This is a genomic window from Halomonas sp. LES1 (assembly GCF_031846005.1).
In the GTDB taxonomy this organism is placed as follows: Bacteria; Pseudomonadota; Gammaproteobacteria; order Pseudomonadales; family Halomonadaceae; genus Halomonas.
In genome coordinates, this window is sequence record NZ_JAVRGC010000001.1 from 326,873 (window position 1) to 351,740 (window position 24,868).

At 64.5% G+C, this 24,868-nt stretch carries 24 protein-coding genes and 4 tRNA genes; 17 read left to right on the forward strand and 11 right to left on the reverse strand.

The genetic code is table 11. The annotated features are described in order from the left end of the window. Positions 1-189: 189 nt before the first annotated feature. Entirely contained in the window at positions 190-1,929 is a 1,740-nt protein-coding gene (gene ggt / locus RM463_RS01630; protein ID WP_311428711.1) for a gamma-glutamyltransferase, read from the forward strand. Positions 1,930-2,085: 156 nt separating this feature from the next. Here ggt and RM463_RS01635 read toward each other — a convergent pair. Beyond that, positions 2,086-2,161, reverse strand: a tRNA-Ala gene (locus RM463_RS01635). 212 nt (positions 2,162-2,373) lie between these two features. On the opposite strand from RM463_RS01635, the gene RM463_RS01640 reads away from it, so the two are divergent. From RM463_RS01640 to nadB, 8 genes are all read left to right on the forward strand, one after another. After that, positions 2,374-3,021, forward strand: a complete 648-nt coding sequence (locus RM463_RS01640) for a response regulator (protein ID WP_195687239.1) — start codon at positions 2,374-2,376, stop codon at positions 3,019-3,021. Positions 3,022-3,030: 9 nt separating this feature from the next. Further along, positions 3,031-4,845: an excinuclease ABC subunit UvrC gene (uvrC, locus tag RM463_RS01645; protein ID WP_311428712.1), complete on the forward strand. Its 1,815-nt coding sequence runs from the start codon at positions 3,031-3,033 to the stop codon at positions 4,843-4,845. A 69-nt stretch (positions 4,846-4,914) separates the two neighbouring features. Continuing rightward, positions 4,915-5,463 (forward strand): CDP-diacylglycerol--glycerol-3-phosphate 3-phosphatidyltransferase, encoded by a 549-nt coding sequence (pgsA, locus tag RM463_RS01650; protein ID WP_195687241.1) that lies wholly within the window; start codon positions 4,915-4,917, stop codon positions 5,461-5,463. A gap of 93 nt (positions 5,464-5,556) precedes the next feature. Next, positions 5,557-5,631, forward strand: a tRNA-Gly gene (locus RM463_RS01655). Positions 5,632-5,656: 25 nt separating this feature from the next. Then, positions 5,657-5,730: transfer RNA gene (locus RM463_RS01660), tRNA-Cys, on the forward strand. A gap of 36 nt (positions 5,731-5,766) precedes the next feature. Then, positions 5,767-5,853: transfer RNA gene (locus tag RM463_RS01665), tRNA-Leu, on the forward strand. Positions 5,854-5,899: 46 nt separating this feature from the next. After that, positions 5,900-7,045 (forward strand): FUSC family protein, encoded by a 1,146-nt coding sequence (locus RM463_RS01670; protein ID WP_311428713.1) that lies wholly within the window; start codon positions 5,900-5,902, stop codon positions 7,043-7,045. Beyond that, the gene (gene nadB / locus RM463_RS01675) at positions 7,026-8,603 is read left to right on the forward strand and encodes an L-aspartate oxidase (protein ID WP_311428714.1); all 1,578 of its coding nucleotides are present in this window, start codon (positions 7,026-7,028) and stop codon (positions 8,601-8,603) included. Before RM463_RS01670 ends, nadB begins: the two co-directional genes overlap by 20 nt. A gap of 104 nt (positions 8,604-8,707) precedes the next feature. On the opposite strand, the gene RM463_RS01680 is transcribed toward nadB, so the two are convergent. Both RM463_RS01680 and RM463_RS01685 read right to left on the reverse strand, forming a co-directional pair. After that, positions 8,708-9,103, reverse strand: coding sequence for a protein YgfX (locus RM463_RS01680; protein ID WP_311428715.1), 396 nt, complete (start codon positions 9,101-9,103; stop codon positions 8,708-8,710). Next, entirely contained in the window at positions 9,063-9,356 is a 294-nt protein-coding gene (locus RM463_RS01685) for a succinate dehydrogenase assembly factor 2 (RefSeq protein ID WP_311428716.1), read from the reverse strand. The genes RM463_RS01680 and RM463_RS01685 overlap by 41 nt, the downstream gene beginning before the upstream one ends. Before the next feature lie 180 nt (positions 9,357-9,536). On the opposite strand from RM463_RS01685, the gene RM463_RS01690 reads away from it, so the two are divergent. Genes RM463_RS01690 through lapB form a run of 3 tightly spaced genes read left to right on the forward strand, consistent with a single transcriptional unit; the run spans position 9,537 to position 11,397 of the window. Further along, a complete protein-coding gene (locus RM463_RS01690) occupies positions 9,537-9,833 on the forward strand; it encodes an integration host factor subunit beta (protein WP_195687245.1) in 297 nt (98 codons plus the stop codon). A 57-nt stretch (positions 9,834-9,890) separates the two neighbouring features. Beyond that, a complete protein-coding gene (locus tag RM463_RS01695; protein ID WP_195687246.1) occupies positions 9,891-10,214 on the forward strand; it encodes a LapA family protein in 324 nt (107 codons plus the stop codon). 1 nt (position 10,215) lies between these two features. After that, positions 10,216-11,397: a lipopolysaccharide assembly protein LapB gene (lapB, locus tag RM463_RS01700; RefSeq protein ID WP_311428717.1), complete on the forward strand. Its 1,182-nt coding sequence runs from the start codon at positions 10,216-10,218 to the stop codon at positions 11,395-11,397. A 9-nt stretch (positions 11,398-11,406) separates the two neighbouring features. On the opposite strand, the gene pyrF is transcribed toward lapB, so the two are convergent. Next, on the reverse strand, positions 11,407-12,102 hold the full coding sequence (gene pyrF, locus RM463_RS01705) for an orotidine-5'-phosphate decarboxylase (RefSeq protein WP_311428718.1): 696 nt from the start codon (positions 12,100-12,102) through the stop codon (positions 11,407-11,409). Between the two features lie 243 nt (positions 12,103-12,345). Between pyrF and RM463_RS01710 the strand changes: the two genes are divergently transcribed. The 5 genes from RM463_RS01710 to RM463_RS01730 all read left to right on the forward strand — a co-directional run bounded on the left by RM463_RS01710 (position 12,346) and on the right by RM463_RS01730 (position 16,622). Then, positions 12,346-12,627: a ComEA family DNA-binding protein gene (locus RM463_RS01710; RefSeq protein WP_311428719.1), complete on the forward strand. Its 282-nt coding sequence runs from the start codon at positions 12,346-12,348 to the stop codon at positions 12,625-12,627. Positions 12,628-12,905: 278 nt separating this feature from the next. Continuing rightward, entirely contained in the window at positions 12,906-13,454 is a 549-nt protein-coding gene (locus RM463_RS01715; protein ID WP_311428720.1) for an FxsA family protein, read from the forward strand. A gap of 206 nt (positions 13,455-13,660) precedes the next feature. After that, a complete protein-coding gene (locus RM463_RS01720; RefSeq protein WP_132041225.1) occupies positions 13,661-13,954 on the forward strand; it encodes a co-chaperone GroES in 294 nt (97 codons plus the stop codon). 63 nt (positions 13,955-14,017) lie between these two features. Further along, positions 14,018-15,661: a chaperonin GroEL gene (gene groL / locus RM463_RS01725; protein ID WP_311428721.1), complete on the forward strand. Its 1,644-nt coding sequence runs from the start codon at positions 14,018-14,020 to the stop codon at positions 15,659-15,661. A gap of 226 nt (positions 15,662-15,887) precedes the next feature. After that, positions 15,888-16,622 carry an RNA methyltransferase gene (locus RM463_RS01730; protein WP_311428722.1) on the forward strand — a complete coding sequence of 245 codons (735 nt, stop codon included), beginning with the start codon at positions 15,888-15,890 and terminating at the stop codon, positions 16,620-16,622. A 79-nt stretch (positions 16,623-16,701) separates the two neighbouring features. Here the strand turns inward: RM463_RS01730 and RM463_RS01735 are convergent, their stop codons facing one another. The 7 genes from RM463_RS01735 to dctP all read right to left on the reverse strand — a co-directional run bounded on the left by RM463_RS01735 (position 16,702) and on the right by dctP (position 24,657). After that, positions 16,702-18,054 (reverse strand): Na+/H+ antiporter family protein, encoded by a 1,353-nt coding sequence (locus tag RM463_RS01735; RefSeq protein WP_311428723.1) that lies wholly within the window; start codon positions 18,052-18,054, stop codon positions 16,702-16,704. Between the two features lie 98 nt (positions 18,055-18,152). After that, the gene (locus RM463_RS01740; protein WP_311428724.1) at positions 18,153-19,187 is read right to left on the reverse strand and encodes a DUF4105 domain-containing protein; all 1,035 of its coding nucleotides are present in this window, start codon (positions 19,185-19,187) and stop codon (positions 18,153-18,155) included. A gap of 250 nt (positions 19,188-19,437) precedes the next feature. After that, a complete protein-coding gene (locus RM463_RS01745; protein ID WP_311429112.1) occupies positions 19,438-20,406 on the reverse strand; it encodes a branched-chain amino acid transaminase in 969 nt (322 codons plus the stop codon). A 27-nt stretch (positions 20,407-20,433) separates the two neighbouring features. Continuing rightward, positions 20,434-21,558 carry a class II histone deacetylase gene (locus tag RM463_RS01750; RefSeq protein ID WP_311428725.1) on the reverse strand — a complete coding sequence of 375 codons (1,125 nt, stop codon included), beginning with the start codon at positions 21,556-21,558 and terminating at the stop codon, positions 20,434-20,436. A 42-nt stretch (positions 21,559-21,600) separates the two neighbouring features. Then, positions 21,601-22,878 carry a TRAP transporter large permease gene (locus RM463_RS01755; protein ID WP_311428726.1) on the reverse strand — a complete coding sequence of 426 codons (1,278 nt, stop codon included), beginning with the start codon at positions 22,876-22,878 and terminating at the stop codon, positions 21,601-21,603. Continuing rightward, a complete protein-coding gene (locus RM463_RS01760) occupies positions 22,875-23,420 on the reverse strand; it encodes a TRAP transporter small permease (protein WP_311428727.1) in 546 nt (181 codons plus the stop codon). Before RM463_RS01760 ends, RM463_RS01755 begins: the two co-directional genes overlap by 4 nt. Positions 23,421-23,589: 169 nt before the next feature. After that, entirely contained in the window at positions 23,590-24,657 is a 1,068-nt protein-coding gene (gene dctP / locus RM463_RS01765; RefSeq protein ID WP_311428728.1) for a TRAP transporter substrate-binding protein DctP, read from the reverse strand. Positions 24,658-24,868 lie beyond the last annotated feature (211 nt).

Sequence of the window (24,868 nt, forward strand, 5' to 3'; positions counted from 1 at the left end):
CCACCGGCGAGCGTCATCACGCTCGCCGGTTTGACAGCAGCAGACTATCGAACCTAACTGAATGGGCGGCCCGGGGGCCGCCGATCGTTCCTGCCTTCGATCGCCACAGGCTGGCGATGAGGGCAGAACCCAACGGCGTACCCCACACACGAGGCTGCCACTCTGCTCACCAAAACAAGGAACACTACAATGAGCACTCGCTTTCTGACGCCCCCTGCGCCCAGAGCCCTGACCATCGCCCTCCTCTCGGCGAGCCTGCTGACCTCTCCCGCCGCCTTCTCCCAACAAGCCATTCTCGAGGGTGAGCGTTTCCATCCTCAGGAGAGTCGCAACGGCATGGTGGCCACCAGTCACTTTCTTGCCTCCGAGGTAGCCCGGGATGTGCTCGCGGATGGCGGCAACGCCGTGGACGCAGCGGTAGTCGCCGGCTTTGCCCTGGCGGTCACCCAGCCGCGCTCCGGCAATATCGGGGGCGGCGGTTTCATGCTGATCTCCGATGAGGAGAGTGACGAGGTCATCGCCATCGACTATCGCGAGACCGCACCTTCGGCAGCCTCCGAGACCATGTTCCAGGACGAGGATGGCGAAGCGGTCACCGAACGCTCACGCTTCACCCACCTGGCAGCAGGGGTGCCTGGCACCGTGGCCGGCCTGGCCCTGGCGCTAGAGAAGCATGGCACCCTGAGCCTTGCCGAGGCGCTGGAACCGGCCATACGCCTGGCGGAGGAGGGCTTTGCCGTCCCCCCGCGCTTCGTCAAGGGACTGCAGGATACCCGCGGCCGCTTCGAGGCCTGGGATGCCAGCATGGCCAAGTTCTTCAAGGAGGACGGCAGCGGCTATCAGGTCGGCGAGCTATTCCGGCAGCCCGACCTCGCCGCCACCCTCAAGCGTATCGCCGAGGAGGGGGCCCGGGAGTTCTATGAAGGCGAAACCGCCCGCCTGATCGTCGCCGAAATGGAGCGGCACGGCGGCCTGATCACCCAGGAGGATCTGGCCGGCTACCAGCCGGTGATTCGCGAACCCAGCCACGGTACCTACCGGGGGCACGACATCTACGCCATGAGCCCGCCCTCCTCCGGCGGCGCCCATATCGTGCAGATGCTCAACATCCTGGAGGAGTACCCCATCGGCGAAATGGGCTTCGGCTCGGCCGAGAGCATGCACTTGATGGCCGAGGCCATGAAACGCGCCTATGCCGATCGCTCCGAGTTCCTCGGTGATACCGACTTCGTGGATGTGCCGCTGGCCGGGCTCACCTCCAAGGAGTACGCCGCCGAGCTGCGCGCCCAGATCGGTGAACAGGCCACCCCCAGCGCCGAGATTGCCCCCGGCAACCCGGTCGACTACGAATCCAACGAGACCACCCACTTCTCCATCGTGGATGACAATGGCCTGGCCGTTTCCAACACCTATACCATCAACTTCAGCTATGGCTCGGGCATCGTGGTCGACGGTGCCGGCTTTCTGCTCAATAACGAGATGGATGACTTCTCGGCCAAGCCCGGCGTCCCCAATGCCTACGGTCTGATCGGTGGTGAGGCCAACAAGGTGGAGCCCGGCAAGCGCATGCTCTCCTCGATGACCCCGACCATCGTCAAGCGCGACGGCAAGAACTACCTGATCACCGGCAGCCCCGGGGGCTCGCGGATCATCACCACCACCCTGCAGGTGCTGATGAACGTGATCGACCACGACATGAACATCCAGTCGGCGGTCAGCGCCCCGCGCATGCACCACCAGTGGCTGCCCGACGAAATCCGCACCGAGGCCGGCTTCAGCCCCGATACGCTGGAACTGCTCAGGGAGCGCGGTCACACCATCAGCCAGCAATCGGCCATGGGTGCCGCCCAGTCGATCCTGATCGAGGACGGGATGTATTACGGTGGGGCCGACCCTCGCCGCTCCACCTCTTCCGCCATCGGACTATAAGCCACGCCACCCCCGGCCGTCGTGCCGGGGGCAACAGCCTCTGTCGGCGTATCCCCATGCCAGGGGCCATGTTGCACCCTCGATCGACCACACACGATCGACCACGAAAAAGCCGCCTGACGCAGTGCGCCAGGCGGCTGATTCATTGAATCTTGTTGGTGGAGCCTAGCGGGATCGAACCGCTGACCTCAACACTGCCAGTGTTGCGCTCTCCCAGCTGAGCTAAGGCCCCACACCGATCTCGCCGTTGCGAGAACGGGGCAGATAATACGGTGACATGAGGCCATCGTCAACTCTTTTTTCTGTTTGCCCACCATTTTGTATAGCAACCTAAGTAGTCTTTTCTCGCCGCCACCCTGTGTGGCAGGCTTGTCACCAACGGTTACCCCTACATCATGCGATGAGCCAGTTTGCTGCCGTCGAGTCGTTCAGGAGCGAATCAAATTGATCAAGGTACTCATTGCCGATGACCACCACTTGATAAGAACCAGCCTTGCCCATCTGCTGAATGCCGAAAAGGATCTGCGGGTCACCGGCGAGGCGGCCAGCGGCGAAGAAGCCATCGCCCAGGCCCGGCGCCTCAAGCCCGATGTGGTGCTGATGGATATTCGCATGCCAGGTATCGGCGGTCTCGAGGCCACGCGCAAGATCACCCGCGCCCTCCCGGATACCCGCGTCCTGGTGCTCACCGCCTGGCTGGAGGACAGCTTCGCCCAGCGGCTGCTGGACGCAGGGGCTCGAGGCCTTGTCAGCAAGGGTTCCCAGCACGAGGAGATGGTCGGTGCCATCCGCGAGGTCTTCCAGGGCCACCGTTATGTCAGCCCCGACGTGGCCCAGCGCCTGGTGCTGTCGCGGATCGACTCACCCGAGAACCCCTTCGATGAGCTCTCCTCCCGAGAGATGCAGGTGGCGATGATGATCATCAACTGCCAGAAGGTCGCCGACATCTCGGACCGACTCTTTCTCAGCACCAAGACGGTAAACACCTACCGCTACCGCATCTTCGAGAAGCTGGGCGTCAAGTCGGACGTCGAGCTTACCCACCTGGGCCTGCGCCATGGATTGGTGGAAGGCTTCTCCACCATGCAGTAACCTCGCCAGATGACCTTTGACCATCGCCGCTTCCTGGCCAGCGTCAGCGAGGCCCCCGGCGTCTATCGCATGTTCGACCAGGGCGGGGAGACGCTCTATATTGGCAAGGCGCGCCGCCTCAAGGCGCGGCTCGCCAGCTATTTTCGTGGTGCACTGAACGCCAAGACCCAGGCACTGGTAGCGCGTATCGCCGATATCCAGGTCACGGTGACCAACAGCGAGACCGAGGCCCTGCTGCTCGAGCAGACCCTGATCAAGGAGCTGCGGCCGCCCTACAACATCCTGCTGCGCGACGACAAGTCCTACCCCTTCGTCTTTGTCACCGACCGCCACCCCTTTCCGGCGCTGGAGTACAAGCGGGTTCGCCAGCGCCGAGATGACGGGCGCTATCTCGGCCCCTACCCCAGCAGCCACGCGGTGCGCGACAGTCTCTCGCTGATGCAGAAGATATTCCGCATTCGCAACTGCGAGGACAGCGTCTTCGCCCACCGCTCGCGACCCTGCCTGCAGTACCAGATCGATCGCTGCAGCGCTCCATGCGTGGGATACATCTCCGAGGCCGACTATCGCCGCGATCTGGAGCACGCCGTGCAGTGCCTGGAAGGCAAGAGCGAACAGGTCACCCGAGAGCTCACCGCCGCGATGGAAGCCGCCAGCCGTGAACTGGCCTTCGAGGAGGCGGCCCGCCTGCGCGACCAGATCCAGCAGCTGCGGCAACTGCAGCAGCGCCAGTTTGTGGATACCGGCGATGGCGATGCCGACGCCTTCGCGCTGGCCAGCCGCCCCGGAGCACTATGCATCTCGGTACTGGCCATCCGCCAGGGGAGGCTGCTGGGCGCGCGCCATCATGCTCCCGCCAATGGCCTCGACCTGCCGGAAGAGGCGCTGCTGGGCGACTTCATCAGCCAGTACTATCTGGGCCAGGCCCGGGAGATTCCTCGAGAGGTGATCACCAGTCACGCCGTCCCGGATGCCGAACTGATCGCCCAGGCGCTGGCCGAAAAGGCCGGCCGCCGAGTGCGGCTAACCGATCAGGTGCGCGGGCATCGCGCCCAGTGGAAGGAGCTGGCCCTCACCAACGCCGAACAGCAGCTGGCCGCCCAGCTGGCCAATCACAACCAGCTTGCGCAACGTTTCGATGCACTGCGCGACGCCCTGGGCATGGCAACCGCGCCGGCGCGGCTCGAGTGCTTCGACATCAGTCACAGCCATGGCGAGGCCACGGTCGCCTCCTGCGTGGTGTTCGACGAGAACGGTCCCCGCAAGTCGGACTATCGTCGCTTCAATATCGAAGGGGTGGCGGCGGGCGATGACTACGCGGCCATGCAGCAGGCGCTCACCCGCCGCTTTCGTCGCCTGAAGGAGGGCGAAGGGCAGACGCCGGACGTGCTCGTCGTGGATGGCGGCAAGGGGCAGCTCAACATGGCCCGCGAGGTACTGGCGTCGCTGGGAGTCACCGGCGTGGCGCTTCTCGGCGTGGCCAAGGGCACCACCCGCAAGGCGGGCCTGGAAACGTTATTTCTGGAGACCGTGGACAGGACGCTGAACCTGGAGCCCTCCTCCCCTGCCCTGCACCTGATTCAGCATATCCGCGATGAATCGCACCGGTTCGCCATCACCGGTCACCGCACACGACGAGACAAGCAGCGGCGCACCTCGACCCTCGAAGGCATCCCGGGCGTGGGCCCCAAGCGCCGACGCGAGCTGCTGCGCTTCTTCGGCGGACTGCAGGGGGTCAAGCAGGCGACGCGTGACGAGCTGGCCCGTGTGCCGGGCATCAGCGCCACCCTGGCCGAGACGATCCATCAAGCTCTGCATGGATGATGCTCGCCAAGGGGGATAGAATACGCCAACGCTCAACGCCCCTCTCACCGGCAAGGACAGCTTCGCGCGATGAACATTCCGAATATCCTTACCCTGGCCCGTATCGCTTTCATCCCGCTGCTGGTAGTGCTGTTCTATCTGCCACTCTCCTGGAGCATGCCCCTGGCGGCCGCCCTCTTCGCCCTGGCCTCGGTGACCGACTGGCTGGACGGCTATCTGGCCAGGCGCTGGAACCAGGCCACACCGTTCGGCGCCTTCCTCGACCCGGTAGCCGACAAGCTGATGGTGGCGGTGGCACTGGCGCTGATGATCGAGCGCTATGACGCGGTCTGGCTGACCCTCCCTGCGCTGGTAATCATCGGGCGCGAAATCGTGATCTCCGCGCTGCGCGAGTGGATGGCCGAGATGGGCAAGCGGGGCAGCGTGGCGGTGTCGTGGGTCGGCAAGCTGAAGACCACCCTGCAGATGGTCGCCATCTTCCTGCTGCTGGCCTTCGCCCCCGGCACGCCTGTTGCCATCCTCGCCGTGGTGACTCTCTATGCGGCGGCCGTGCTGACACTCTGGTCGATGGTCCTCTACCTGCGCGCGGCCTGGCCCCATCTCAGGCGTTCCATGTAAAAGAGGAAAGAGGAGAAAAGAGGGGAAGAGTAGAGAAGAGAGGAAAAGGCTTGACTGTCACCGGCTTATCCGTATAATACGTTCTCGAGTCAGGCGGGAATAGCTCAGTGGTAGAGCATCGCCTTGCCAAGGCGAGGGTCGGGAGTTCGAATCTCCTTTCCCGCTCCATTCTTCGGAATGGCCCGACTCATGAGGCTGGATGGCAGAGTGGTCATGCAGCGGACTGCAACTCCGTGTACGCCGGTTCGATTCCGACTCCAGCCTCCACTCCCCTATTTCTTCTGTACTGCCCGACACCGTGCCGCCCGGATGGCGAAATTGGTAGACGCAAGGGACTTAAAATCCCTCGGTGGCGACACCGTGCCGGTTCGATCCCGGCTCCGGGCACCAGGCAATCGCCGATGGGCTAGACAGATACCCTGCGGGGCAATCTTCGATGAACCTGCCGCCCCTGCGCGACCCCTTCTTCACCTATCGCTATCGTCGCCGACTGCATGTGCTGCGTGTCGTGCTGGCGCTGACAGCCTCCTTCTTGCTCACCCATTTTCTGGCGATCCCTCACTCCGGATGGGCGCTGGTGAGCACCGTCATGGTAATGGGCAACCTGCCGCATATCGGTGGCGTACTCGACAAGGGCCGCCAACGGCTGCTCGGCACTCTTCTCGGCGCGGCCAGCGGACTGCTGTTGATTCTGCTCCCCGGCGACCTGGCGCCGCTGATCCCTGCCGGCAGCGTGATCGCCATCGGTGTCGCCACCTGGCTCACCTTCGGCAACCGCCACGGCTACAGCGGCCTGATGTTCGCCATCAGCCTGCTGCTGGTGGCTGGCGACGGCAACCATGCCCTGGATGTGGGTCTGTGGCGGGCCTTCAATGTACTGCTTGGCACCCTGATCGGCATTACCACCACCATGCTGGTCCTGCCTCAGAAGGCCACCGACATGTTGCGTTTCATGCTGGCGGAGAACCTCGACCGGCTGGCGCGCCTGTTTCATGCCCACACCACCGCCACGGCCGCCCTGGATATCGACACCCATGCCCTGCTCAAGGCGACCAGTTCGGCACTGGTCAAGCAGCGCGGCCTGGTCGATGCCATCCACCGTGAACATCGACTGAGTCGAAACGAGCTGGATGACGTCATCTCCCTGCAGCGGCGCATGCTCTCGACCATCGAGTTGCTGCTCGAGACCCACTGGAATACGCGTGCCGGCCACGACCGCATCGAGGCGATGGAGGGGTTACGCGACGAACAGCACCGCCTCTCCAGGGAGCTCGGTACCCTGGCCTACCAGGTGCGTACCGGTCAGGCCATCGACGTCGAGATCAGCCAGTTCGACCTCCAGCGTCACGCCCCGCTGGCCACCACCGCGGTCAGCCCGGAGGGACGCGCCCTGTTCAGTCCCAGTGGCTACCTTTGGTTGAATCGCGAGCTGGCCCGGCTGACCGAGGCCCTGGTCACGCGCCTGGGCGGCCTGACCCGGCTGCCCAGCCGGCGCCTGCGCCGCGCCTCGGGTCGCAAGTGGGCACGCCGCCATACCGCTACGTCCGACAGAGGAGCGCAAGATGCCCCACGGCAACCATGATGTGCTGATCATCGGCGGCGGTGTCGCCGGCCTGGTACTCGCCCTCGAGGTGGCCGACCGACGCGCCGTCACACTGCTGCGCCCGGCCAGCGACGACCCGGGTGCCAGTCGCTGGGCCCAGGGCGGTATCGCCGCCGTACTCTCCCCCAGCGATGATATCGAGGCCCATGTTCAGGACACCCTGGTAGCGGGGGATGGCCTGTGTGATGAGAGCGCAGTGCGCTTCACGGTGGAGCAGGGACCGGAGGCCATCGAGTGGCTGCTCAACCTCGGCGTGCCCTTTACGCGCGACGCCAGCCCTGGGGCCGACTACCCCTACCACCTCACCCGCGAGGGCGGACACGGCGCGCGACGCATCATCCATGCGGCAGACGCCACCGGACGAGCGGTGATGGACACTCTCAAGGCTCATGTCGTGGCACATCCCCGGATCCGGGTTCGCGATGATCTCACCGCCATCGGCCTGCTCCAGGATGATGCCGGCCGGTGCCGTGGCGCACGCTGCCTGAGCAGCGTCGGCCGGCGAACCGACCTGCCGGCCCACGACACCGTGCTGGCCACCGGTGGCGCCAGCGGCCTCTATCGATACACCACCAGCCCCAAGCCCGCCAGCGGCGAGGGCATGCTGATGGCCGCCGAGCTCGGTGCCACGCTGATGAACCTGGAGTTCCAGCAATTCCACCCTACCTGTCTGCATGACCCGAAGGGGGCGCCCTTCCTGATCAGCGAGGCGGTACGCGGCGAGGGCGGGAAGCTGCTCAATATTCGCGGGGAGCGCTTCATGCCGGCGATCGACCCGCGCGCCGAGCTGGCTCCGAGAGATGTTGTGGCCCGAGCCATCGACAGCGAAATGCAGCGCACCGCCAGCGACCATGTCTTCCTGGATGTCCGTCACCTGGGTGAAGCGGCGATCCGCGAGCACTTCCCCACCATCCACCGCCACTGCGCCGAGCGCGGCCTCGATATCGTGAACGCTCCGATCCCGGTGGTTCCGGCGGCCCACTACAGCTGTGGCGGTGTGGCAACCGACCGGCATGGTGCCAGTGATGTCGAGCACCTCCACGCGGTAGGCGAGGTCGCCTGCACAGGCCTGCACGGTGCCAACCGCATGGCCAGCAACTCACTGCTGGAGTGCCTGGTCTTTGCACGCAGCTGCGCCGCCGCCCTGCGTGATGCGCCGCGCGCGCCACTCTCTCGCGCCACCTGCAGCTCGGCCATCATCGAGGCCGCGCCACCACCGGCACGGCTCGACGAATGGCGCGAAAGGGTGCGCCTCCAGATGAGTGCCCGGGTGGCCATCGTGCGCCGCGACGCCGAGCTGCTCAAGGCCGCCGAAGCGCTGGCCGAGCTACAGCAGGAGATCTCACCGATCGTCCGGCAGGGCCAGCCGGGTATCGAGCTCACGAGCCTGTGGCACGCGCTACGCCTGGCACGCCTGACCGTGGCCAGCGCCCAGGGACGGCGCGAGTCCCGCGGCCTGCATTACAACCCGGACTGCCCGCATCACGCCGACCGCCACTCCCGCCCCTCACGGGTACGGCTGGCCGAACTCGGCTGAGCAAGCCGGTAGAGGCATGAGGGCCGTGGGGCGCGTGTATATAGTGGCCCGCACATTTCTCCGGGAGTCGCCTCACCCATCTCATGCATCCGGCCTGGAGTGGCCTAGTGACGTATCAGGTAGCGACGCAACTCTCGGTGATCAAACGACGAGCAGCTATCTGGCCAAAGCCACAGCCGACGGCCATTCAGTCTAAGCCCGATCAGCCAGGGACCCAGATAGTCGCAATGCAGCCTGACCGGCTGCGGGGCGGACGCCCCGGCTTCCTGCCATTGCCACTGCAGCTCCCCGCCGGGCAGCGCCTGTGCACTCAACTCACCCCGGGGCTGGTGAAGCACGCACCCTACCGCGATGACGATCAGACAGAGGGCAACCGGCAACCACAGCCACGAAGGCAGCACGCTGACGAGGAGGCCGACCACCCCGGCGGTCGGCACAAGATGCGCGAGAAGCGCCAGCCTAGACCGGCCGATGCGACACGCTGTCGGCGCTCTCGGCATGCTCGATGATCATCTGGACAATGCGACGACGCACCGGCTCCTCGGGCAGCTCGCGACGCATCAACCACAGGAACAGATCCTGATCCTCCTCGTCGATCAGGTCGCGAAATGCCGCCTGATCGGCGGGATCGAGGGCGTCATAGCGCTGCTCCAGGAAGGGTACCAGCAGCAGATTCAGCTCCCACATGCCGCGACGCGAGTGCCAATAGAGTCGCTTGCGCTGTGCCGCCTCGGGGCTTGATGGTTCGTTCAAGGTCGACCTCGACTTTGCCTTGGGGGATGTCCTGACAGTATACCCGAGGCGATGCCTCGACACAGCTGACGCCGGTCATGGATCCCGGTCTCTACCCATGGTCGTAGTGCGTTGTTTTGTCTCGCTTTGCCGAGTATGCTTGAAAGAAAATAACAGCCGCGCCGCTAATGGAGATCCAAGATGACCAAGTCCGAGCTGATCGAACAGATCGCCATGCGTCAGCCCGAGCTGTCGCTCAAGGAAGTGGAATCGGCGGTTCGGCTGATTCTCGACGACATCACCGAGACGCTGGCATCCGGGGGCCGCGTCGAGATACGCGGCTTCGGCAGCTTCTCGCTGCACTACCGCGAACCCCGGGTCGGGCGCAATCCCAAGACCGGTGAGCCGGTCGCGCTGGACGGCAAGTTCGTGCCACACTTCAAACCCGGCAAGGAGCTGCGCGAGCAGGTGGATGCCAGCCGCGAGCTGGGCTACTGAACCCGGCATTTCGCTCACCCGGCCCAACATTCCTACATCCACATGGGGACACTACGCATGCGTTGGCTCAAAGGCCTGATCCTGGCCATCATCCTGCTGGCGGTTCTACTGGTCGGCATCCTGTTCGCGGTCAACAACCGTGAAGCCCTGCCCCTCAACCTGATCTGGTTCGAGCTGCCTCCCGCCTCGCTGTCGGTATGGCTGCTGGCTTCGCTGGCGGTGGGCGTGCTGCTCGGCATGCTGGCCATGAGCGGCGTCTACCTGCGCCTGCGGGCCCTGCTGACTCGCGCCCAGCGCCATAATCAGCAGCAGCGCAAGGAACTCGACAAGCTACGCGTCCAGGAGCTGAAGGGGAATCGGGAGCTGAAGGAAATCGCCTGAGATGCCCGATGTTCTGCTGCTGACCACCCTGTTGGCAGCCATCGCCATCGGCTGGTGGCTGGGACGCCGCGAACGCCGCAAGCCCATCGATCCCGCGCCTCCGCAAGGGCTGGCACGGGATTATTTCGTCGGCCTCAACTACCTGCTCAACGACCAGCAGGACCGCGCCATCGAAACCTTCGTGGGGGCGCTGGAGGTCAACAGCGAGACCATCGATACCCATATCACCCTCGGCAACCTCTTTCGTAGCCGAGGTGAAGCCGACCGGGCGATGAAGATTCACCAGAATCTGCTCGCCCGCCCCAGCCTGACGGGCGCCCAGAGTGAGCGTGTGCAGCTGGAGCTGGCCCGTGACTTCCTCTCCCTGGGCCTGCTGGATCGCGCCGAGCGCCTCCTCAAGGGACTGCTGCGCGACTCTCAGAACGCCGAACTGACACGCTCGGCACGCCGGCTGTTGGCCGACCTCTTCGAGCGCCAGGGCGAGTGGTCGGAGGCCTTCGCGGTCGTGACTCCACCGCTGCTCCGTGAGGACCAGGAGCTACGCCGCGCCGCGGCCCACTGGCTCTGCCAGCAGGCCGAGGAGGAGCGCGGCAATGCCAGCCCGGTGCTGGCGCGCCGCCATCTCAAGCAGGCCCTGAGCATCGACCCGCAGTGCGTCCGCGCCAACCTGCAGCTGGCCGCCCTGGAGCACGATACCGGGCACTACCACCAGGAAATCACCCTGCTGTCACGGATTCCCGAACAGGACCCCGCCTTTACTCCGTCCCTGCTGACGCCCCTGGCCAACGCCTACCGCCTGCTCGATGACGAGGATGGACTGATCGAACATCTTCAACGGTTGCTCGAGAAGACCCCCTATACCAGCGTGATCATCCTGCTGGCCGAGACCGTTCGCCATCGACGGGGTATCGAAGCTGCCATCGACCTTGTCAGCTTGCAGCTCAATCGCGAAACGAGTCTGGGTGCCCTCGATTACCTGATCGACCTCTATCGCCAGCACGGCCGTGGCACGGCACTGGAACAGCTGGCACTGCTGCAACAGCACACCACGACCCTGCTCGCGAAGCTGCCCCGCCATCGCTGTCGACGCTGCGGCTTCAGCGGCGACCAGCTGCACTGGCAGTGCCCCCGCTGCCGCCACTGGGGGACGATCCGGCCGATCACCGGAATCGAAGGGGAGTAGGAGCTCGCCTCAGGCGAGCTCGGCCTCGATGGCGGCGAGCGCCTCCATCGGCTCCACCGCCTGGGTGACCGGACGCCCCACCACCAGGTGAGTGCTACCCGCGGCCATGGCATCACGCGGCGTCATCACCCGCTTCTGGTCGCCGACCTGAGCGAAGCTTGGTCGAATCCCCGGCGTCACCTTGAGGAAGTCGCCGCCGCACAGCGCGTTTAGACGGGCCGACTCCTGGGCCGAACAGACCACGCCGTGCATTCCGCTCTCCTGGGCCAGCAGCGCCAGACGCTCGACCTGATCGGCGGGGGGCACCGACACCCCCACCTCGGCCAGATCCTCGGCCATCATGCTGGTCAGCACGGTCACCGCGATCAGCCGTGTGTTCAAGGCCTGGCGCTCCAGCCGCTCCCGAGCCGCCTCCATCATGCGGCGCCCGCCTGCGGCATGCACGTTGACCATCCACACCCCCTGCTCCGCCGCCGCCTCGACGGCACCGGCCACGGTGTTGGGAATATCGTGAAACTTGAGGTCAAGAAACACCTCGAAACCACGGCCATGCAGGGCCTCAAGCACGTCGGGACCACTGCGCGTAAACAGCTCCTTGCCAACCTTGAGACGACAGCGCGCCGGATCGAGGCGGTCCGCCATACAGAGGGCAGCATCCAGTGAGGGATAATCGAGGGCGATGATCAGAGGGGAGTCGGTAGACACGAAACAGGCTCCTGACAAGAGGAAATCGACGGCAGAGTATACCAGCCATATCGAACATGAACCGTGCGAGTTCACTGACGAGTATCCGACGATATTCTTCGGCAATGCAGGACAACACGTCAGATTCAATGGCGCTCTGTACTACGTGCAACTGAGCAAAAGGCCCCAGGGAATCTCTTACCACCGCGGCTAGCCTTAAACAGGCATCGTCGGAGGTTGCGATGCCAACAAGGGAGAACTGCCATGCAATTCAGGTTTCACGCCCTGTTCGGGGCCTGTCTCATCGCCCTCCTGCTGGGTCTCGCGTCGCTTGGCGCCGTGGCCCAGGAGGTAGAGCCGATCAATATCAACACGGCCAGCGCCGAGCTGTTGACCGAGCTACCGGGCATCGGACCCAGCAAGGCCGCCGCCATCGTCGAGGACCGCGAATCCAACGGACCCTACGAGAGCGCCCAGGACCTGACACGAGTCAGCGGCATCGGTGATGGCACCGTAGCCAACCTGGAGGACCAGGTAACCCTCTGACCCCGCAACCCAAGCCCCATGACTTCAGGGAACGATGGTCGGCCAACGGAAGGCCGACCATCGCCTTCCTTGCCGCCTCTTTTTAGGTAGTTGATCGAAGATCACTGTACCAAATCGGTGTGCAGTGCATCCCAGCTTATTTCACCTGTCCATTTCACCTATCCATTTCACCTGCCCAGGCTCTCGTCTCGAGCGGTCGATCGCCAGCGCCGGCGTTCAACGCTTGATTTCCAGGTTTGCGCCCCCATGTCTGCTTCATCTCCACCACGGGAGGCGACATGCCTTTTCTCCTGATCTTCACGCTATTTGCCCTGCTCGACTTCGTGGTCCTGTTTTCGGTAGGCGGCCAGATCGGGCTGCTCGCCACGGTGCTGCTGGTCCTGGCGACCGGCTTCATCGGCCTGCATCTCATCCGCCGCGAAGGCGCCGCCACCTTTGCCCGGGCTCGGGAACGCCTCGAGCGCGGCGAGGTCCCCTCTGGCGAACTGCTGACGGGGGCCGCCCTGATCTTCGGCGGCGCCCTGCTGATGGCGCCGGGCTTCATCTCCGACGCCCTGGGCTTCATGTGCCTGATCCCCGATGCCCGCCGACTGATGGGCAAGCTGCTGGCGTGGCTGGGTATCCGCACCCAGGGATTTCATATGCACGGCGGGAATTTTTCCTCCTCGAGCAGCCACGCCTCGGCCGGTCATGCTGGTGGCCCTCGAGATGACTGGTCCCAGGCCGACGAGGGCCGCCACCGGCGCGGTGGCCAGGCCTCGTCATCACAGGACGACGACGGTGCCATCGAGGGTGAATTCATCTCTCGTGATGAGCGCCGCCGCTGATCGGGCGGGTGCGGCAAAAAAAATTTATCGACGGGCCTTGAAAGCCCAGGGTCGGGCCCCACTTACTCGACAGCAACAGGTTTCGGCGCGGTATCCGCGCCATTTACACGGAAGGCGCCCGACGCCTCCCCTCGCTGCCCAGGTGGCGAGGTCACGATGCAAACCGCCGGGTTACCGGCATACAAACCATCAGGAGAACGTGAGCAATGAACATCCGTCCCTTGCACGATCGCGTCATCATTCGTCGCGTTGAGGAAGAACAGAAAACTGCTGGCGGCATCGTGCTCCCGGGCAGCGCCCAGGAAAAGCCGACTCGTGGCGAGGTACTCGCCGTCGGTAATGGCCGGATCCTCGACAACGGTGACGTCCGCGCACTCGACGTCAAGGTTGGCGACACCGTGATCTTCAAGGATGGCTTCGGCGTCGAGAAGCAGAAGGTCGACGGCGAGGAGGTCCTGATCATGAGCGAGTCCGACATCCTGGCCGTGGTCGAAGGCTGAGTCTCGGCCGCCACAACACTCGATACTGACTGACGTTCACGAACTCACAGGAAGCATACGAAAATGGCAGCGAAACAAGTCAAGTTCTCCAGCGATGCCCGCACCCGCATGGCCAAGGGTGTCGACACCCTGGCCAACGCCGTCAAGGCCACCCTGGGCCCGAAGGGCCGCAACGTGGTCCTCGAGAAGTCCTTCGGCGCGCCGACCGTCACCAAGGACGGCGTCTCCGTGGCCAAGGAGATCGAGCTCAAGGACAAGTTCGAGAACATGGGCGCTCAGATGGTCAAGGAAGTCGCTTCCAAGACCTCCGATGTCGCCGGTGACGGCACCACCACCGCCACCGTTCTGGCCCAGTCCATCGTGACCGAGGGTCTGAAGGGCGTGATCGCCGGCATGAACCCGATGGATCTCAAGCGCGGCATCGACCAGGCCGTTGCCGCCGCCGTCAAGGAGATCGGTGAGCTGGCCGTGCCCTGCACCGACACCAACGCCATCGCCCAGGTTGGCACCATCTCCGCCAACGGCGACAAGCGCATCGGCGAGATCATCGCCGAGGCGATGGAGAAGGTCGGCAAGGAAGGCGTCATCACCGTCGACGAAGGCCGTGGCTTCGAGGACGAGCTGGATGTCGTGGAAGGCATGCAGTTCGACCGCGGCTACCTGTCGCCCTACTTCGTGACCAACCAGGACACCATGGCAGTCGAGCTGGAAGATCCATTCATCCTGCTGGTGGACAAGAAGATCTCCAACATCCGCGAGCTGCTGCCGACTCTCGAGTCCGTGGCCAAGGCCGGCAAGCCGCTGGTGATCATCGCCGAGGACATCGAAGGCGAAGCGCTGGCTACCCTGGTGGTCAACACCATGCGTGGCATCGTCAAGGTCGCGGCCGCCAAGGCCCCGGGCTTCGGTGACCGTCGCAAGGCCATGCTGCAGGACATCGCCATCCTCACCGGTGGCACCGTGATCTCCGAGGAAGTGGGTCTGGACCTCGAGCAGGCTACCCTGGACCACCTGGGCACCGCCAAGCGCGTGACCATGTCCAAGGAGAACACCACCATCATCGATGGCGCCGGCCAGGATGGTGACATCGAGGCTCGCGTCAGCCAGATCCGCGCCCAGATCGAGGAGACCTCCTCCGACTACGATCGTGAGAAGCTCCAGGAGCGCGTCGCCAAGCTGGCCGGCGGTGTTGCCGTCATCCGCGTCGGTGCCGCCACCGAAGTGGAGATGAAGGAGAAGAAGGCGCGCGTCGAAGACGCCCTGCACTCCACCCGCGCCGCCGTCGAGGAAGGCGTGGTACCGGGGGGCGGTATCGCCCTGGTGCGCGTGCTGACCAAGGTGGCCGGCCTCAAGGGTGACAACGAGGACCAGACCCACGGTATCGCCATTGCCGTGCGCGCCATGGAGGCCCCGCTGCGCCAGATCGTCACCAACGCCGGCCAGGAGGCTTCCGTCATCCTGAACCGCGTCAAGGACGGCGAAGGCAACTTCGGCTACAACGCCCAGACCGGCGAGTTCGGCGACCTGTTCGAAATGGGCGTGCTGGACCCGGCCAAGGTCACCCGCTCTGCCCTGCAGTCCGCTGGCTCCGTGGCCGGTCTGATGATCACCACCGAGTGCATGATCGCCGACGATCCGGACGAGAAGGACGCTGCTCCGGACATGGGTGGCATGGGCGGCATGGGTGGCATGGGCGGCATGATGTAAGCTAGGCCTACCCTACCCCAGGCACTGCCCTTCCAGGCAAGCCCTGAGACGGACCCCGCCGGTGAAAGCCGGCGGGGTCTTTTCTTGCCAGCGCCAAGTATTGAGCCACAAGCGCCTGGCAACCTGAAACTGGCGGCTTGGCGGCTTGGCGGCTTGGCAGCTTGGCAGCTTGGCACGGTAAGATACGCGCCCTGTCCCATATCACCACCAGGCCTTGTCGAGCCCCATGCTATCGAATATCCGAATTATCCTTGTCCAGACCTTTCATCCCGGCAATATCGGCGCCGCCGCGCGAGCCATGAAGACCATGGGGCTGAGTGAGCTTGTGCTGGTCAATCCGCGCCGGTTTCCCGACCCCGAGGCTACCCGGCTCGCCGCCGGGGCCGAGGACCTGGTGGAGGATGCCAGGGTCGTCGATTCACTGGCGGAGGCCGTCAGCGACTGCGTACAGGTGGTGGGAGCGAGTGCGCGACTCCGCAGCCTGCCGCTGCCCCACTTCGACGAACCCGACGCCATGGCCCGCGAGCTGGTGGAGCATGCCGTTCATGACCCGGTGGCGCTGGTGTTTGGCCGCGAGCGCTTCGGCCTCACCAACGACGAGATCGCCCTGTGCAGCCACCAGGTCAGCATCCCCGCCAATCCCGACTATGGCATTCTCAACCTCTCCCAGGCAGTGCAGGTGCTCGCCTATGAGGCATTTACGGCCTGGCGAAGGCGCCCCGATAGCGGCTACCGTCCGACCCTGCCCGCCGAAGAGCGCCAGCCGAGTCGCGAACAGCTCGCGTATTTCCATGAACACCTGAGCCAGGTGATGCACCGCAGCGGGTTCATCACCCAGCCCCATGCCCATACCGAGGCTCACCTGCATACGCTGTTCGCCCGCGCCCAGCCCTCGCGACGCGAACTCTCACTGCTGCGTGGCCTGCTGGCGTCGTTCGAGCGCCACCTGCCCCAGAACTAATCACCATGAAGCACTGGCGCACAAGCACAACGGCGACCCGAAGGTCGCCGTCGAAAAGCACTCGCTAGCAGGCAGATGCCTAGAGTGTAATGGCAGCCAGCCAGCCGAAGCCGATCAGCGGGATATTGTAGTGGACGAAGGTCGGCACCACGCTATCCCAGATATGGTCATGCTGGCGGTCCACATTCAGACCCGAGGTCGGCCCCAGCGTGGAGTCGGAGGCCGGTGAGCCGGCATCGCCCAGCGCCGCCGCCGTCCCCACCAGCGCCACGGTGGCCAGGGGCGAGAAGCCGAACTGAACCGCCAGCGGCACGAAGATGGCGGCGATGATCGGGATCGTGGAGAACGACGAGCCGATCCCCAGGGTGATAAACAGCCCCACCAGCAGCATCAGCAGCGCGGCCAGGCCGCGATTGTCACCGATCACCTCGACGCTGGAGTGCACCAGGGTCTCGATATGCCCGGTAGCGGTCATGACCGAGGCAAATCCCGATGCCGAAATCATGATAAAGCCGATCAGCGCCATCATGCGCATGCCGCTGGTAAAGAGGTCATCGGCCTCACGCCACTTGAAGATCCCGCCCACCGAGAGCAGCGCGAAACCCACCAGCCCGCCGAGGATCATGGAACCGGTCCAGAGCTGGATGCCCAGGGCCGCCACGATGGCCACCACCGACATCACCAGCCCCATGGCATGCGGCTCATGATGAGTCTCGGGATGATGATGCGGCACATTGGTGGTCGCCACGTCCGCATCGGCATAGTCACGCGGACGGCGATAGCTGAGAAATACCGCAACCAGCAGGCCCAGGGCCATGCCCCCCACCGGCACGCCCATGGCCAGGGGCACCATGCCGCGACTTATCTCGAGTCCCAACGCCTCACCGGCCTGGTTGATGTTGGCCAACAGGATATCGTTGAGGAAGATCGCCCCGAAGCCCACCGGCAGCAGCATATAGGGCGCCGTGAGACCGAAGGTCAGCGCACAGGCCACCGCACGGCGATCAAGACGCAGCTGGTTCATCACCTTGAGCAGCGGCGGAATCAGGATCGGAATAAAGGCGATATGCACCGGAATCAGGTTCTGGGAGGAGATGGCCACCAGCAATACCGACCCGAGCAGCAGGTACTTGACCACCGCCTGACGGTTTGCCGTGGCCTCCTGACCGAGCAGGGAGATAAGCCGCCTGGCCAGCAGGTCGGGCAGGCCCGAGCGTGAGATCGCGACGGCGAAGGCACCCAGGGTGGCGTAGGCCAGGGCCACCTTGGCGCCTCCCCCTACACCGTCGTTGAAGGCGCCCAGGGTCTCCTCGACGGAGAGCCCCCCGATCAGGCCGCCCACCAGCGCCCCGACCACCAGCGCAAAGACGACCGAGACGCGTGCCAGTGATAGTCCGACCATCACCAGCACCGCAATGATTACCGCATTCATGGCTGAGTTTCCCGAAGAAGGAGTTGGGTTGAGACGAAACGGCGCAGGATTTTATCAGAAGCCGGTAGGCACTGCCGTTACTCGATCCGATCTCCCCCTCAATTTTTGAACATCGGCCTGTGACCACTCGGCGACCACCCCGGCACGCCGACGCGGATCCGTCGAGAGAAGTCATGATCATCATGGGCCGCCAGGGCCCGCTGGGTGATATCACCGCGACGCCCGAGCTCGCTCAAGGAGTGGCCAGGCAACAGGCCACCATGATCGTGGACATAGCCGGGCAATCGACCAGTCAGCAGCAGCCGATGATCCAGCGGCAACTCCTCGACGATACGGCGTATCAAGGCATACACCAGGGTGCTGCAGTTGGCGGTAACGGTGTGATAGAAGCGCGGCTCGCGCGCCAGCTGGTTGGCCTGCTCCACCAGTGCCATCAGCAGCTCGCGGCGCTCGCGTCGCCCGAGCAGCACCCGATAGAGGGTCACCGTCTCCCCCCGCACATTGCTGCGCAGGCGAATCGCATCACGCTCATCGGCGGCGATGATCGCCAGCTCGTACTGCTTGAAGAAGCCACCGACCTCCGAGAAGGCCTCATGGCGCTCGCGACGCACCTCGACCGAGAAGGTCACGAAATCGTCGACCATGCCCCGGCCATTATCGAAGCCGAAGGAGAGCAGCACATGGGCGATGCCCGGCCGCCCCCAGCTGGAGACGAACAGGTCCAGGGTCGCCAGGCGCCGAAGGTCATACTCCCGCTGCTGCCAGGCCACCGAGGCCGCGTCGTGGCGGTACCAATCGAAGCAGCGCACATGATCGAGCACCAGCCGTTGGCCGTGCTGGCGGCCCGTGGCCAGGTAACGCACGTCCTCCGCCCAGTCCAGATCGCTCTCCGGCACCAGACGCCACCACCAGCACAGCAGGGCGAGCATGCTGACCCCCATGCCCAGCACTGCCCCGAGGCGGCTCCCCTGCCATAGCCAACCCAGCCACAATACACCCAGCACTAGCCAGGCCAAGGCGGCAGTCCGTCGCCAGCGTGCGCCTGCCGGAAAGCGGTGCAGCAGCGCCAGGCTGCCCCATAAAGACAACACCAGCAGCGCCGGACTCAGCGCGAGATTGTTCAACAGCGACATGCGAGCTCCCTTCGACCCGCCGCCAGGCTACCACGCCCCATCTCCACCAAGCTCAACGCTCAATACCTGCACAGAGCACCAGTCAAAGGCGCCGGGGACAGGTCGGAGAGGGGGTCCGAGGACCAGGGATGGCCGAGATAGCCTACAGGGAAGTACTCATAGTGCCCCCTCCACGGTCCGGCGCTCCGGGGCCTGTCGCCGGAACAGCCTTGAACAGTACTGCTATCTGAAATAGCCCTGTATGCCTACATTAAACAGGCGCCAGCCACTCGCCAAAGGCCTCCGTGGCGGGCCCCGGCTCTCCCCGGGTCACATCGCGGTAGAGGCGCTGGAGGCGTGCGGTCAACGACTCCCGCGGAATTGGCCTATCGACGGCCGGCGCCCCGGCCCGCGCACCGATATGGCGACCATCCAGTTCGCGCAGCGGCAGGATCTCCGCCGCGGTACCGGTCACGAAGGCTTCATCGGCGATATACAGCTCGTCGCGGGTGATACGCCGCTCCTGAACCTCGATGCCCAGCACCTCTCGGGCCAGGCGAATCACGCTATCCCGGGTGATGCCCTGCAGACAGGAGGTCACCTCAGGGGTATGCAGCACGCCATCGCGCAAAAGGAAGACGTTGGCCGCCGAGGCCTCGGCGACATAGCCCTCGGGGTCGAGCATGATCGTCTCGTCGAAGCCGGCCCTCACGGCGGTGTTGAGTGCCAGCATCGAGTTGACGTAGTGGCCATTGGTCTTGGCCCGGCACAGGCTGATATTGACGTGGTGGCGCGCCCAGGAGGAGGTCAATGCGCGCAGCCCGATTGAGGCCGCCTGAGGCGAGATATAGTCCCCCAGGTCCCAGGCGGGAATCATCACATGGGTAGTGAGCCCCTGGGCCCGCAGCCCCAGCCCCTCGGCCCCGAGGTAGACCGTTGGCTTGAGATAGGCATTGGCCAGGTCATTACGCTCCAGGCACTGCCGCTGGGCCTGGATCAGGGTATCGGCATCATAAGATAACGGTATATCCAGGGCATGGGCACTATCCAGCAGCCGGCGAGTATGCTCCACCACACGGAACAGATGGGTCCCCCTGGGACCTGCATACGCGCGCACCCCCTCGAAGCACCCCATGCCGTAGTGCAGGCTATGGGTCAGCAGATGGGTGCGGGCGTCACGCCAGGCCAGCCATTCAGCGTCATGCCAGAGCCAGCCATCACGATCGTAGAGCGGTGTCATTGTCATGCCATTCCTTGTCGGTAGCGGTCAAGGTCGGCCCTCTGCTGTCCAGGCGGAGCGCCAGCCGTCGATCAGCTCACGCTGATGGGGCTGAAGGTCCTGATAGGCCCAGGCCGCGATCTCCTCGGCCTGGGGGTCAGGTACCGAGATGTGGCTGCCGGCCAGGGCCTGGATGGCCGCATGACCGCATAGCGGCACATAACCCTCGGAGTAGCCTCCTTCATGGACCATCACCAGTCGTCCATGGCCGAGGCGCTCGGCCAGTCGCCTGAGTGAGGTCGTCATCCGGGCAAAGGCGGTGCCGTTGAGCAGCATCTTGCCGAGGGGGTCCTTGGCGCAGGCGTCATAGCCACAGGCCACCACGATCAGTTCCGGCGCGAAGGCCTCGATGGCCGGCAGCACCAGCGACGCCATGGCATAGTCATAGGCACCTAAACCCGAGCCTGGGGGCATCGGCAGATTGAGGCAGGTCCCCAGGCCGGCCCCCTCCCCCTGCTCCTCGAAGCGGCCGGTATTCAACGGGTAGTTGCCCGCCTGGTGAAGGGAGACCGTCAGCACCTCGGGGTCGGCGTAGAACGCCGCCTGCTGGCCATTGCCATGGTGCACGTCCCAGTCGAGGATCGCCACGCGCCCCACCTGGCCCAGGGCTCGCGCGCGCATCACCGCCACCGGGATATTGCCCAGCAGACAGAAGCCCCGCCCACGGTCGGCCTCGGCGTGATGCCCGGGGGGGCGACACAGGGCATAGGCCTGGTCGAGCTCACCGGTGGCGACGGCCTCGACCGCCGCGATGGCCAGTCCCGCCGACTGCCGCGCGGCGGCCAGGCTACCCGGCGTATAGGGAGCACAATCCCCCGCCTCGCCGCCACGCTCGGCATCGCCGGCCTCCAGGGCATCCAGGTAGCGTTCGGTGTGGAAGTACCCCAGGTCCCCCCGGGTCGCCGGCGCCGGCTTGCGCACCGCCAGTTCGTCGATCAGCCCCGAGACCTCGAGCAGATTCTTGAGGCGCCGCTTGCTCTCCGGGCTCTCCGAGGCCGGCTGCGGCTGAAGGAACTCGCCGGGGGCCGAGAACACCCCGATGGCCCCCGGATCGTGCCAGAAGCAGCGCTCGTGCCAGAAGAAGCCGGTGGTCGGAGTTCTATCCTGCGCCATTATCAGGCTCCCTTTTTATGCAAACATTGCGATGGCCGGCGTCTAGCCCAGCAGCGACGGTATCCAGGTTGAGAGTGAAGGAAAGCTGACCAGCAGCAGGATCACCGCGATAAAGGCCACATAGAATGGCAACGAGGCGATGATCGCCCGCTCGAAGGGCACATTGGCGATACGTGCCGCCGTCATCAATGTCATGCCCACCGGCGGGGTGACGTTGGAGATATTGAGCACCACGATCATCAGGATCGCGAAGTGCAGCGGGTCCACACCGAGCTGAACCATCGCCGGCACCAGCACCGGGGCCACCACCACCAGCGCCGGCAGCACATCCATGACGGTGCCGATCAAGATAAGCAGGGCACACACCAGCAGCAGCTGCAGAAAGGTCGAGTCGCTGAAGGTGGTGATCAGGCCTGCCGCGTCCCTGGCGATACCGGAGCGGGTAACGAACCAGCCGAGTACCGCCGAGGTGGCCAGCAGAAAGAACACCACGCCCGAGAAGCGCACCGTCACCAGCAGCGCATACCAGATCTTCTGCCAGGTCAGGCTACGGTAGAAGACCACGCCGATGGCAATGGCATAGACCGCGGCGAAGCCCGAGGCCTCGGTAATGGTAGTCAGCCCCGAGAGAATGCCGCCAAGGATGATCAATGGCACGATCATCGCTGGCAGCGCGACCAGAAAGGCCATCCCGGCTACCTTGAGTGGCGTCGGCGCCTGCTTGGGATAGCCCCGCTTCCAGGCCAGAAAGAAGCTGACGGCAAGCAGGGCAAGGGCCATCAGCAGGCCGGGGATAATGCCTCCCGCGAACAGGTCGATGACCGAAATATCGCGCAGCAGGGTGGCATAGACCACCATCACCACGCTGGGCGGGATGATCGGCCCGATGATCGACGAGCAGGCCGTGACCGCGGCCGCATACTCGGCGTCATAGCCCTGCGCCTTCATCTCCGGGATCATGATCTTGCCAATCGCCACGGTATCGGTGATCGCCGCCCCGGTGAGGCCGGCAAAGAACACCGATACCGACACATTGACGTGTGACAGGGCCCCGCGGACCTGACCGAACAGGGCATTGTTGAAGGCGATCAGCTTCTGGGTCAGCCCTCCCTGGTTCATCAGTTCGGCGGTGAAGATGAAATAGGGCACGGCGATCAGCAGGAAGCCGGACACCCCGGCAAACATGCGGTCGGCGATGATGCCGAGCATGCGCTCGTCGCCCATGGCAAAGCCGCCGGCCAGCCCCGACATGGCCATCACCACGGCGACCGGCGCGCCGATCAGCAATAGCACAACGAAAGCGATGATCGCGGGCATCATGAGCGCTTCTCCCCATCGGCGGTGTCGATAAGCCCATCGATCACACTGTCGTCATCGATGAAGTGTTCCAGCAGGTCGAAGCCCTGCACCAGGTGCAGCAGGACGATGACCCCGCTGATCGGAATCACGATGGTGGTGAACTTGGCCGATATCTGGATCTGGTCGGAGACCATGTAGACCTGGGAGGCCCCCTGGAAGAACCCCCAGCCATACCAGACCAGCATCAGGCCAAACAGCGCGATGACACCCAGGCACAGGCCTGCCGCCACCTTCAGCAGCAGTCGCGGCAGGCTGCGCACCAGTAGCGTCATCGCCACATGCTCGCCATAGCGCAACGAGATGGTCATGGAGAGGAAACCGATCCAGGGCAGGAAGAGCCTGGCCAGGGAGTAGGTCCAGCTCAGCGTGCTGCCGGTGGCCAGCTTGTAGAGAAAGGCCGTGAACGAGATGCCCAGCATGATGAGCACGCAGGCCACACAGGCCACGATCGCTGCCTGATTCACCGCATCACTGATCCGGCGCAAAGGCTGAAGGAGGGTCATCAGCATACCTCGAGGTGATCGACGGCCAGCCCGCGGGCCGGCCGTCCCACGACACAGGCACCAGTCGCCTGTCGATTCACTGGCCCCGGGATCGCCGGGGCCGTTCTCTCAATCGCGATGGTAACTGACCATGTTACTGGCCATGTTATTGATTACGTTATTGATTACATTATTGACCATAATTGGCCATATCGCTCTCGACGACCTCCTCGCCGACCCGCTTGACCTCGGCAAGGAAGGCATCGACCTTCTCCTCCTCGATACCGAAGTCGTTGACGATCCACTCCTTCCAGGCCGGCGTGGCGATCTCCGCCATGCGGGCCCGCTCCTCGGGAGGCATGATGTAGCACTCCTCGAAGCGCTCGCAGGACTCCACCCAGCTGGCCGTGGCCAGGGCACCGGACATGCCGTGGCCGATGGCGATCGCCTCGCGGGCGGAGGTGACGATGGCCTGCTGCTGCTCCTCGGTCAGGCTCTGGAACCACTCCTCGCTGACCAGCCAGGCGGCACTGTTATAGACGTGCCCGGTGAGCGTGGTGTAGTCCGTCACTTCATTGAAGTTGAAGGTGGTATTGAGCACCGGGGCGTTGAACTGACCGTCGGCCAGGCCGGTCTCCAGGGCGGTGACTACCTCGCCCCAGGGCAGCGGCGTGGCCGAGGCGCCCAGCGACTTCATGATGGCCACGTGTCCGGGGTTCTCCTCGGTGCGGATATTGAGCCCCTCGAGATCCTCCACGGTCTTGATCAGACGCTCGTTGTTGGTGAAGGCAACGAAGCCGCCGCCGTCATCGAAGGTGCCCAGATAGCGCATATTGGTCTCTTCGATGGTGCCGGACATGAAGTCGGCGAACCAGTCGCCATCGAAGAAGGCCCAGGCCTGACGCCAGTTGTCGAAGATGAAGGGCGCGGTCATCAGCTGGTAGTCATCATAGAAGGATGACATGGCACCGGTGGTGATGATGGTGGACTGCAGGGTGCGTCCACCCTGCACCTCGGAAGCCGTCTCCACCTCGGAGCCCAGTTGGCTGTTGCCGAAGATCGATACCGTGATCTCCCCGTCGGTACGCGTCTCCACCAGGTTCTTGAACTGGATCAGCGCCGGGTAGACCTCGTTGTTGCTCATGTTCTCGGGAAGGATGGTGGCGATGGCCATCTCCTCGGCCTGGGCCTGGACGGCCGCCATGGCCAGGGGCAGCGCCGCCAGGGCGGCCAGACGCGGAAACTTCTTGCTATGCATGGGCTTGCCTCTCGGTATTGTCGTTATCGGATGCGGCAAAGGCAGCGCCTGAAACGCTTGCCTGCTCATTATCCTAGAATGCCAATCTCGATACTGCTTGCGCGCGCCGTCGGTCCCTTTCAACGCCGATGCCGTTCGTAACCTCCCCGGAACCCCCATCCAGCGTTGAAGCCGGCGTCTGACCAAGCCCCGGTGCCCTCTTATAGTGTGT

What these genes read in the sequence shown, in the direction of transcription:
- RM463_RS01730 (WP_311428722.1), top strand. Translation starts at nt 15,888, where the DNA reads ATGCTATCGAATATCCGAATTATCCTTGTCCAGACCTTTCATCCCGGC.
- RM463_RS01740 (WP_311428724.1), bottom strand. Translation starts at nt 19,187, where the DNA reads ATGTCGCTGTTGAACAATCTCGCGCTGAGTCCGGCGCTGCTGGTGTTG.
- RM463_RS01720 (WP_132041225.1), top strand. Translation starts at nt 13,661, where the DNA reads ATGAACATCCGTCCCTTGCACGATCGCGTCATCATTCGTCGCGTTGAG.
- RM463_RS01745 (WP_311429112.1), bottom strand. Translation starts at nt 20,406, where the DNA reads ATGACACCGCTCTACGATCGTGATGGCTGGCTCTGGCATGACGCTGAA.
- RM463_RS01715 (WP_311428720.1), top strand. Translation starts at nt 12,906, where the DNA reads ATGCCTTTTCTCCTGATCTTCACGCTATTTGCCCTGCTCGACTTCGTG.
- ggt (WP_311428711.1), top strand. Translation starts at nt 190, where the DNA reads ATGAGCACTCGCTTTCTGACGCCCCCTGCGCCCAGAGCCCTGACCATC.
- RM463_RS01690 (WP_195687245.1), top strand. Translation starts at nt 9,537, where the DNA reads ATGACCAAGTCCGAGCTGATCGAACAGATCGCCATGCGTCAGCCCGAG.
- nadB (WP_311428714.1), top strand. Translation starts at nt 7,026, where the DNA reads ATGCCCCACGGCAACCATGATGTGCTGATCATCGGCGGCGGTGTCGCC.
- RM463_RS01735 (WP_311428723.1), bottom strand. Translation starts at nt 18,054, where the DNA reads ATGAATGCGGTAATCATTGCGGTGCTGGTGATGGTCGGACTATCACTG.
- RM463_RS01710 (WP_311428719.1), top strand. Translation starts at nt 12,346, where the DNA reads ATGCAATTCAGGTTTCACGCCCTGTTCGGGGCCTGTCTCATCGCCCTC.
- RM463_RS01695 (WP_195687246.1), top strand. Translation starts at nt 9,891, where the DNA reads ATGCGTTGGCTCAAAGGCCTGATCCTGGCCATCATCCTGCTGGCGGTT.
- pgsA (WP_195687241.1), top strand. Translation starts at nt 4,915, where the DNA reads ATGAACATTCCGAATATCCTTACCCTGGCCCGTATCGCTTTCATCCCG.
- RM463_RS01755 (WP_311428726.1), bottom strand. Translation starts at nt 22,878, where the DNA reads ATGATGCCCGCGATCATCGCTTTCGTTGTGCTATTGCTGATCGGCGCG.
- groL (WP_311428721.1), top strand. Translation starts at nt 14,018, where the DNA reads ATGGCAGCGAAACAAGTCAAGTTCTCCAGCGATGCCCGCACCCGCATG.
- uvrC (WP_311428712.1), top strand. Translation starts at nt 3,031, where the DNA reads ATGACCTTTGACCATCGCCGCTTCCTGGCCAGCGTCAGCGAGGCCCCC.
- RM463_RS01760 (WP_311428727.1), bottom strand. Translation starts at nt 23,420, where the DNA reads ATGACCCTCCTTCAGCCTTTGCGCCGGATCAGTGATGCGGTGAATCAG.
- lapB (WP_311428717.1), top strand. Translation starts at nt 10,216, where the DNA reads ATGCCCGATGTTCTGCTGCTGACCACCCTGTTGGCAGCCATCGCCATC.
- RM463_RS01750 (WP_311428725.1), bottom strand. Translation starts at nt 21,558, where the DNA reads ATGGCGCAGGATAGAACTCCGACCACCGGCTTCTTCTGGCACGAGCGC.
- dctP (WP_311428728.1), bottom strand. Translation starts at nt 24,657, where the DNA reads ATGCATAGCAAGAAGTTTCCGCGTCTGGCCGCCCTGGCGGCGCTGCCC.
- RM463_RS01680 (WP_311428715.1), bottom strand. Translation starts at nt 9,103, where the DNA reads ATGCCGAGAGCGCCGACAGCGTGTCGCATCGGCCGGTCTAGGCTGGCG.
- RM463_RS01670 (WP_311428713.1), top strand. Translation starts at nt 5,900, where the DNA reads ATGAACCTGCCGCCCCTGCGCGACCCCTTCTTCACCTATCGCTATCGT.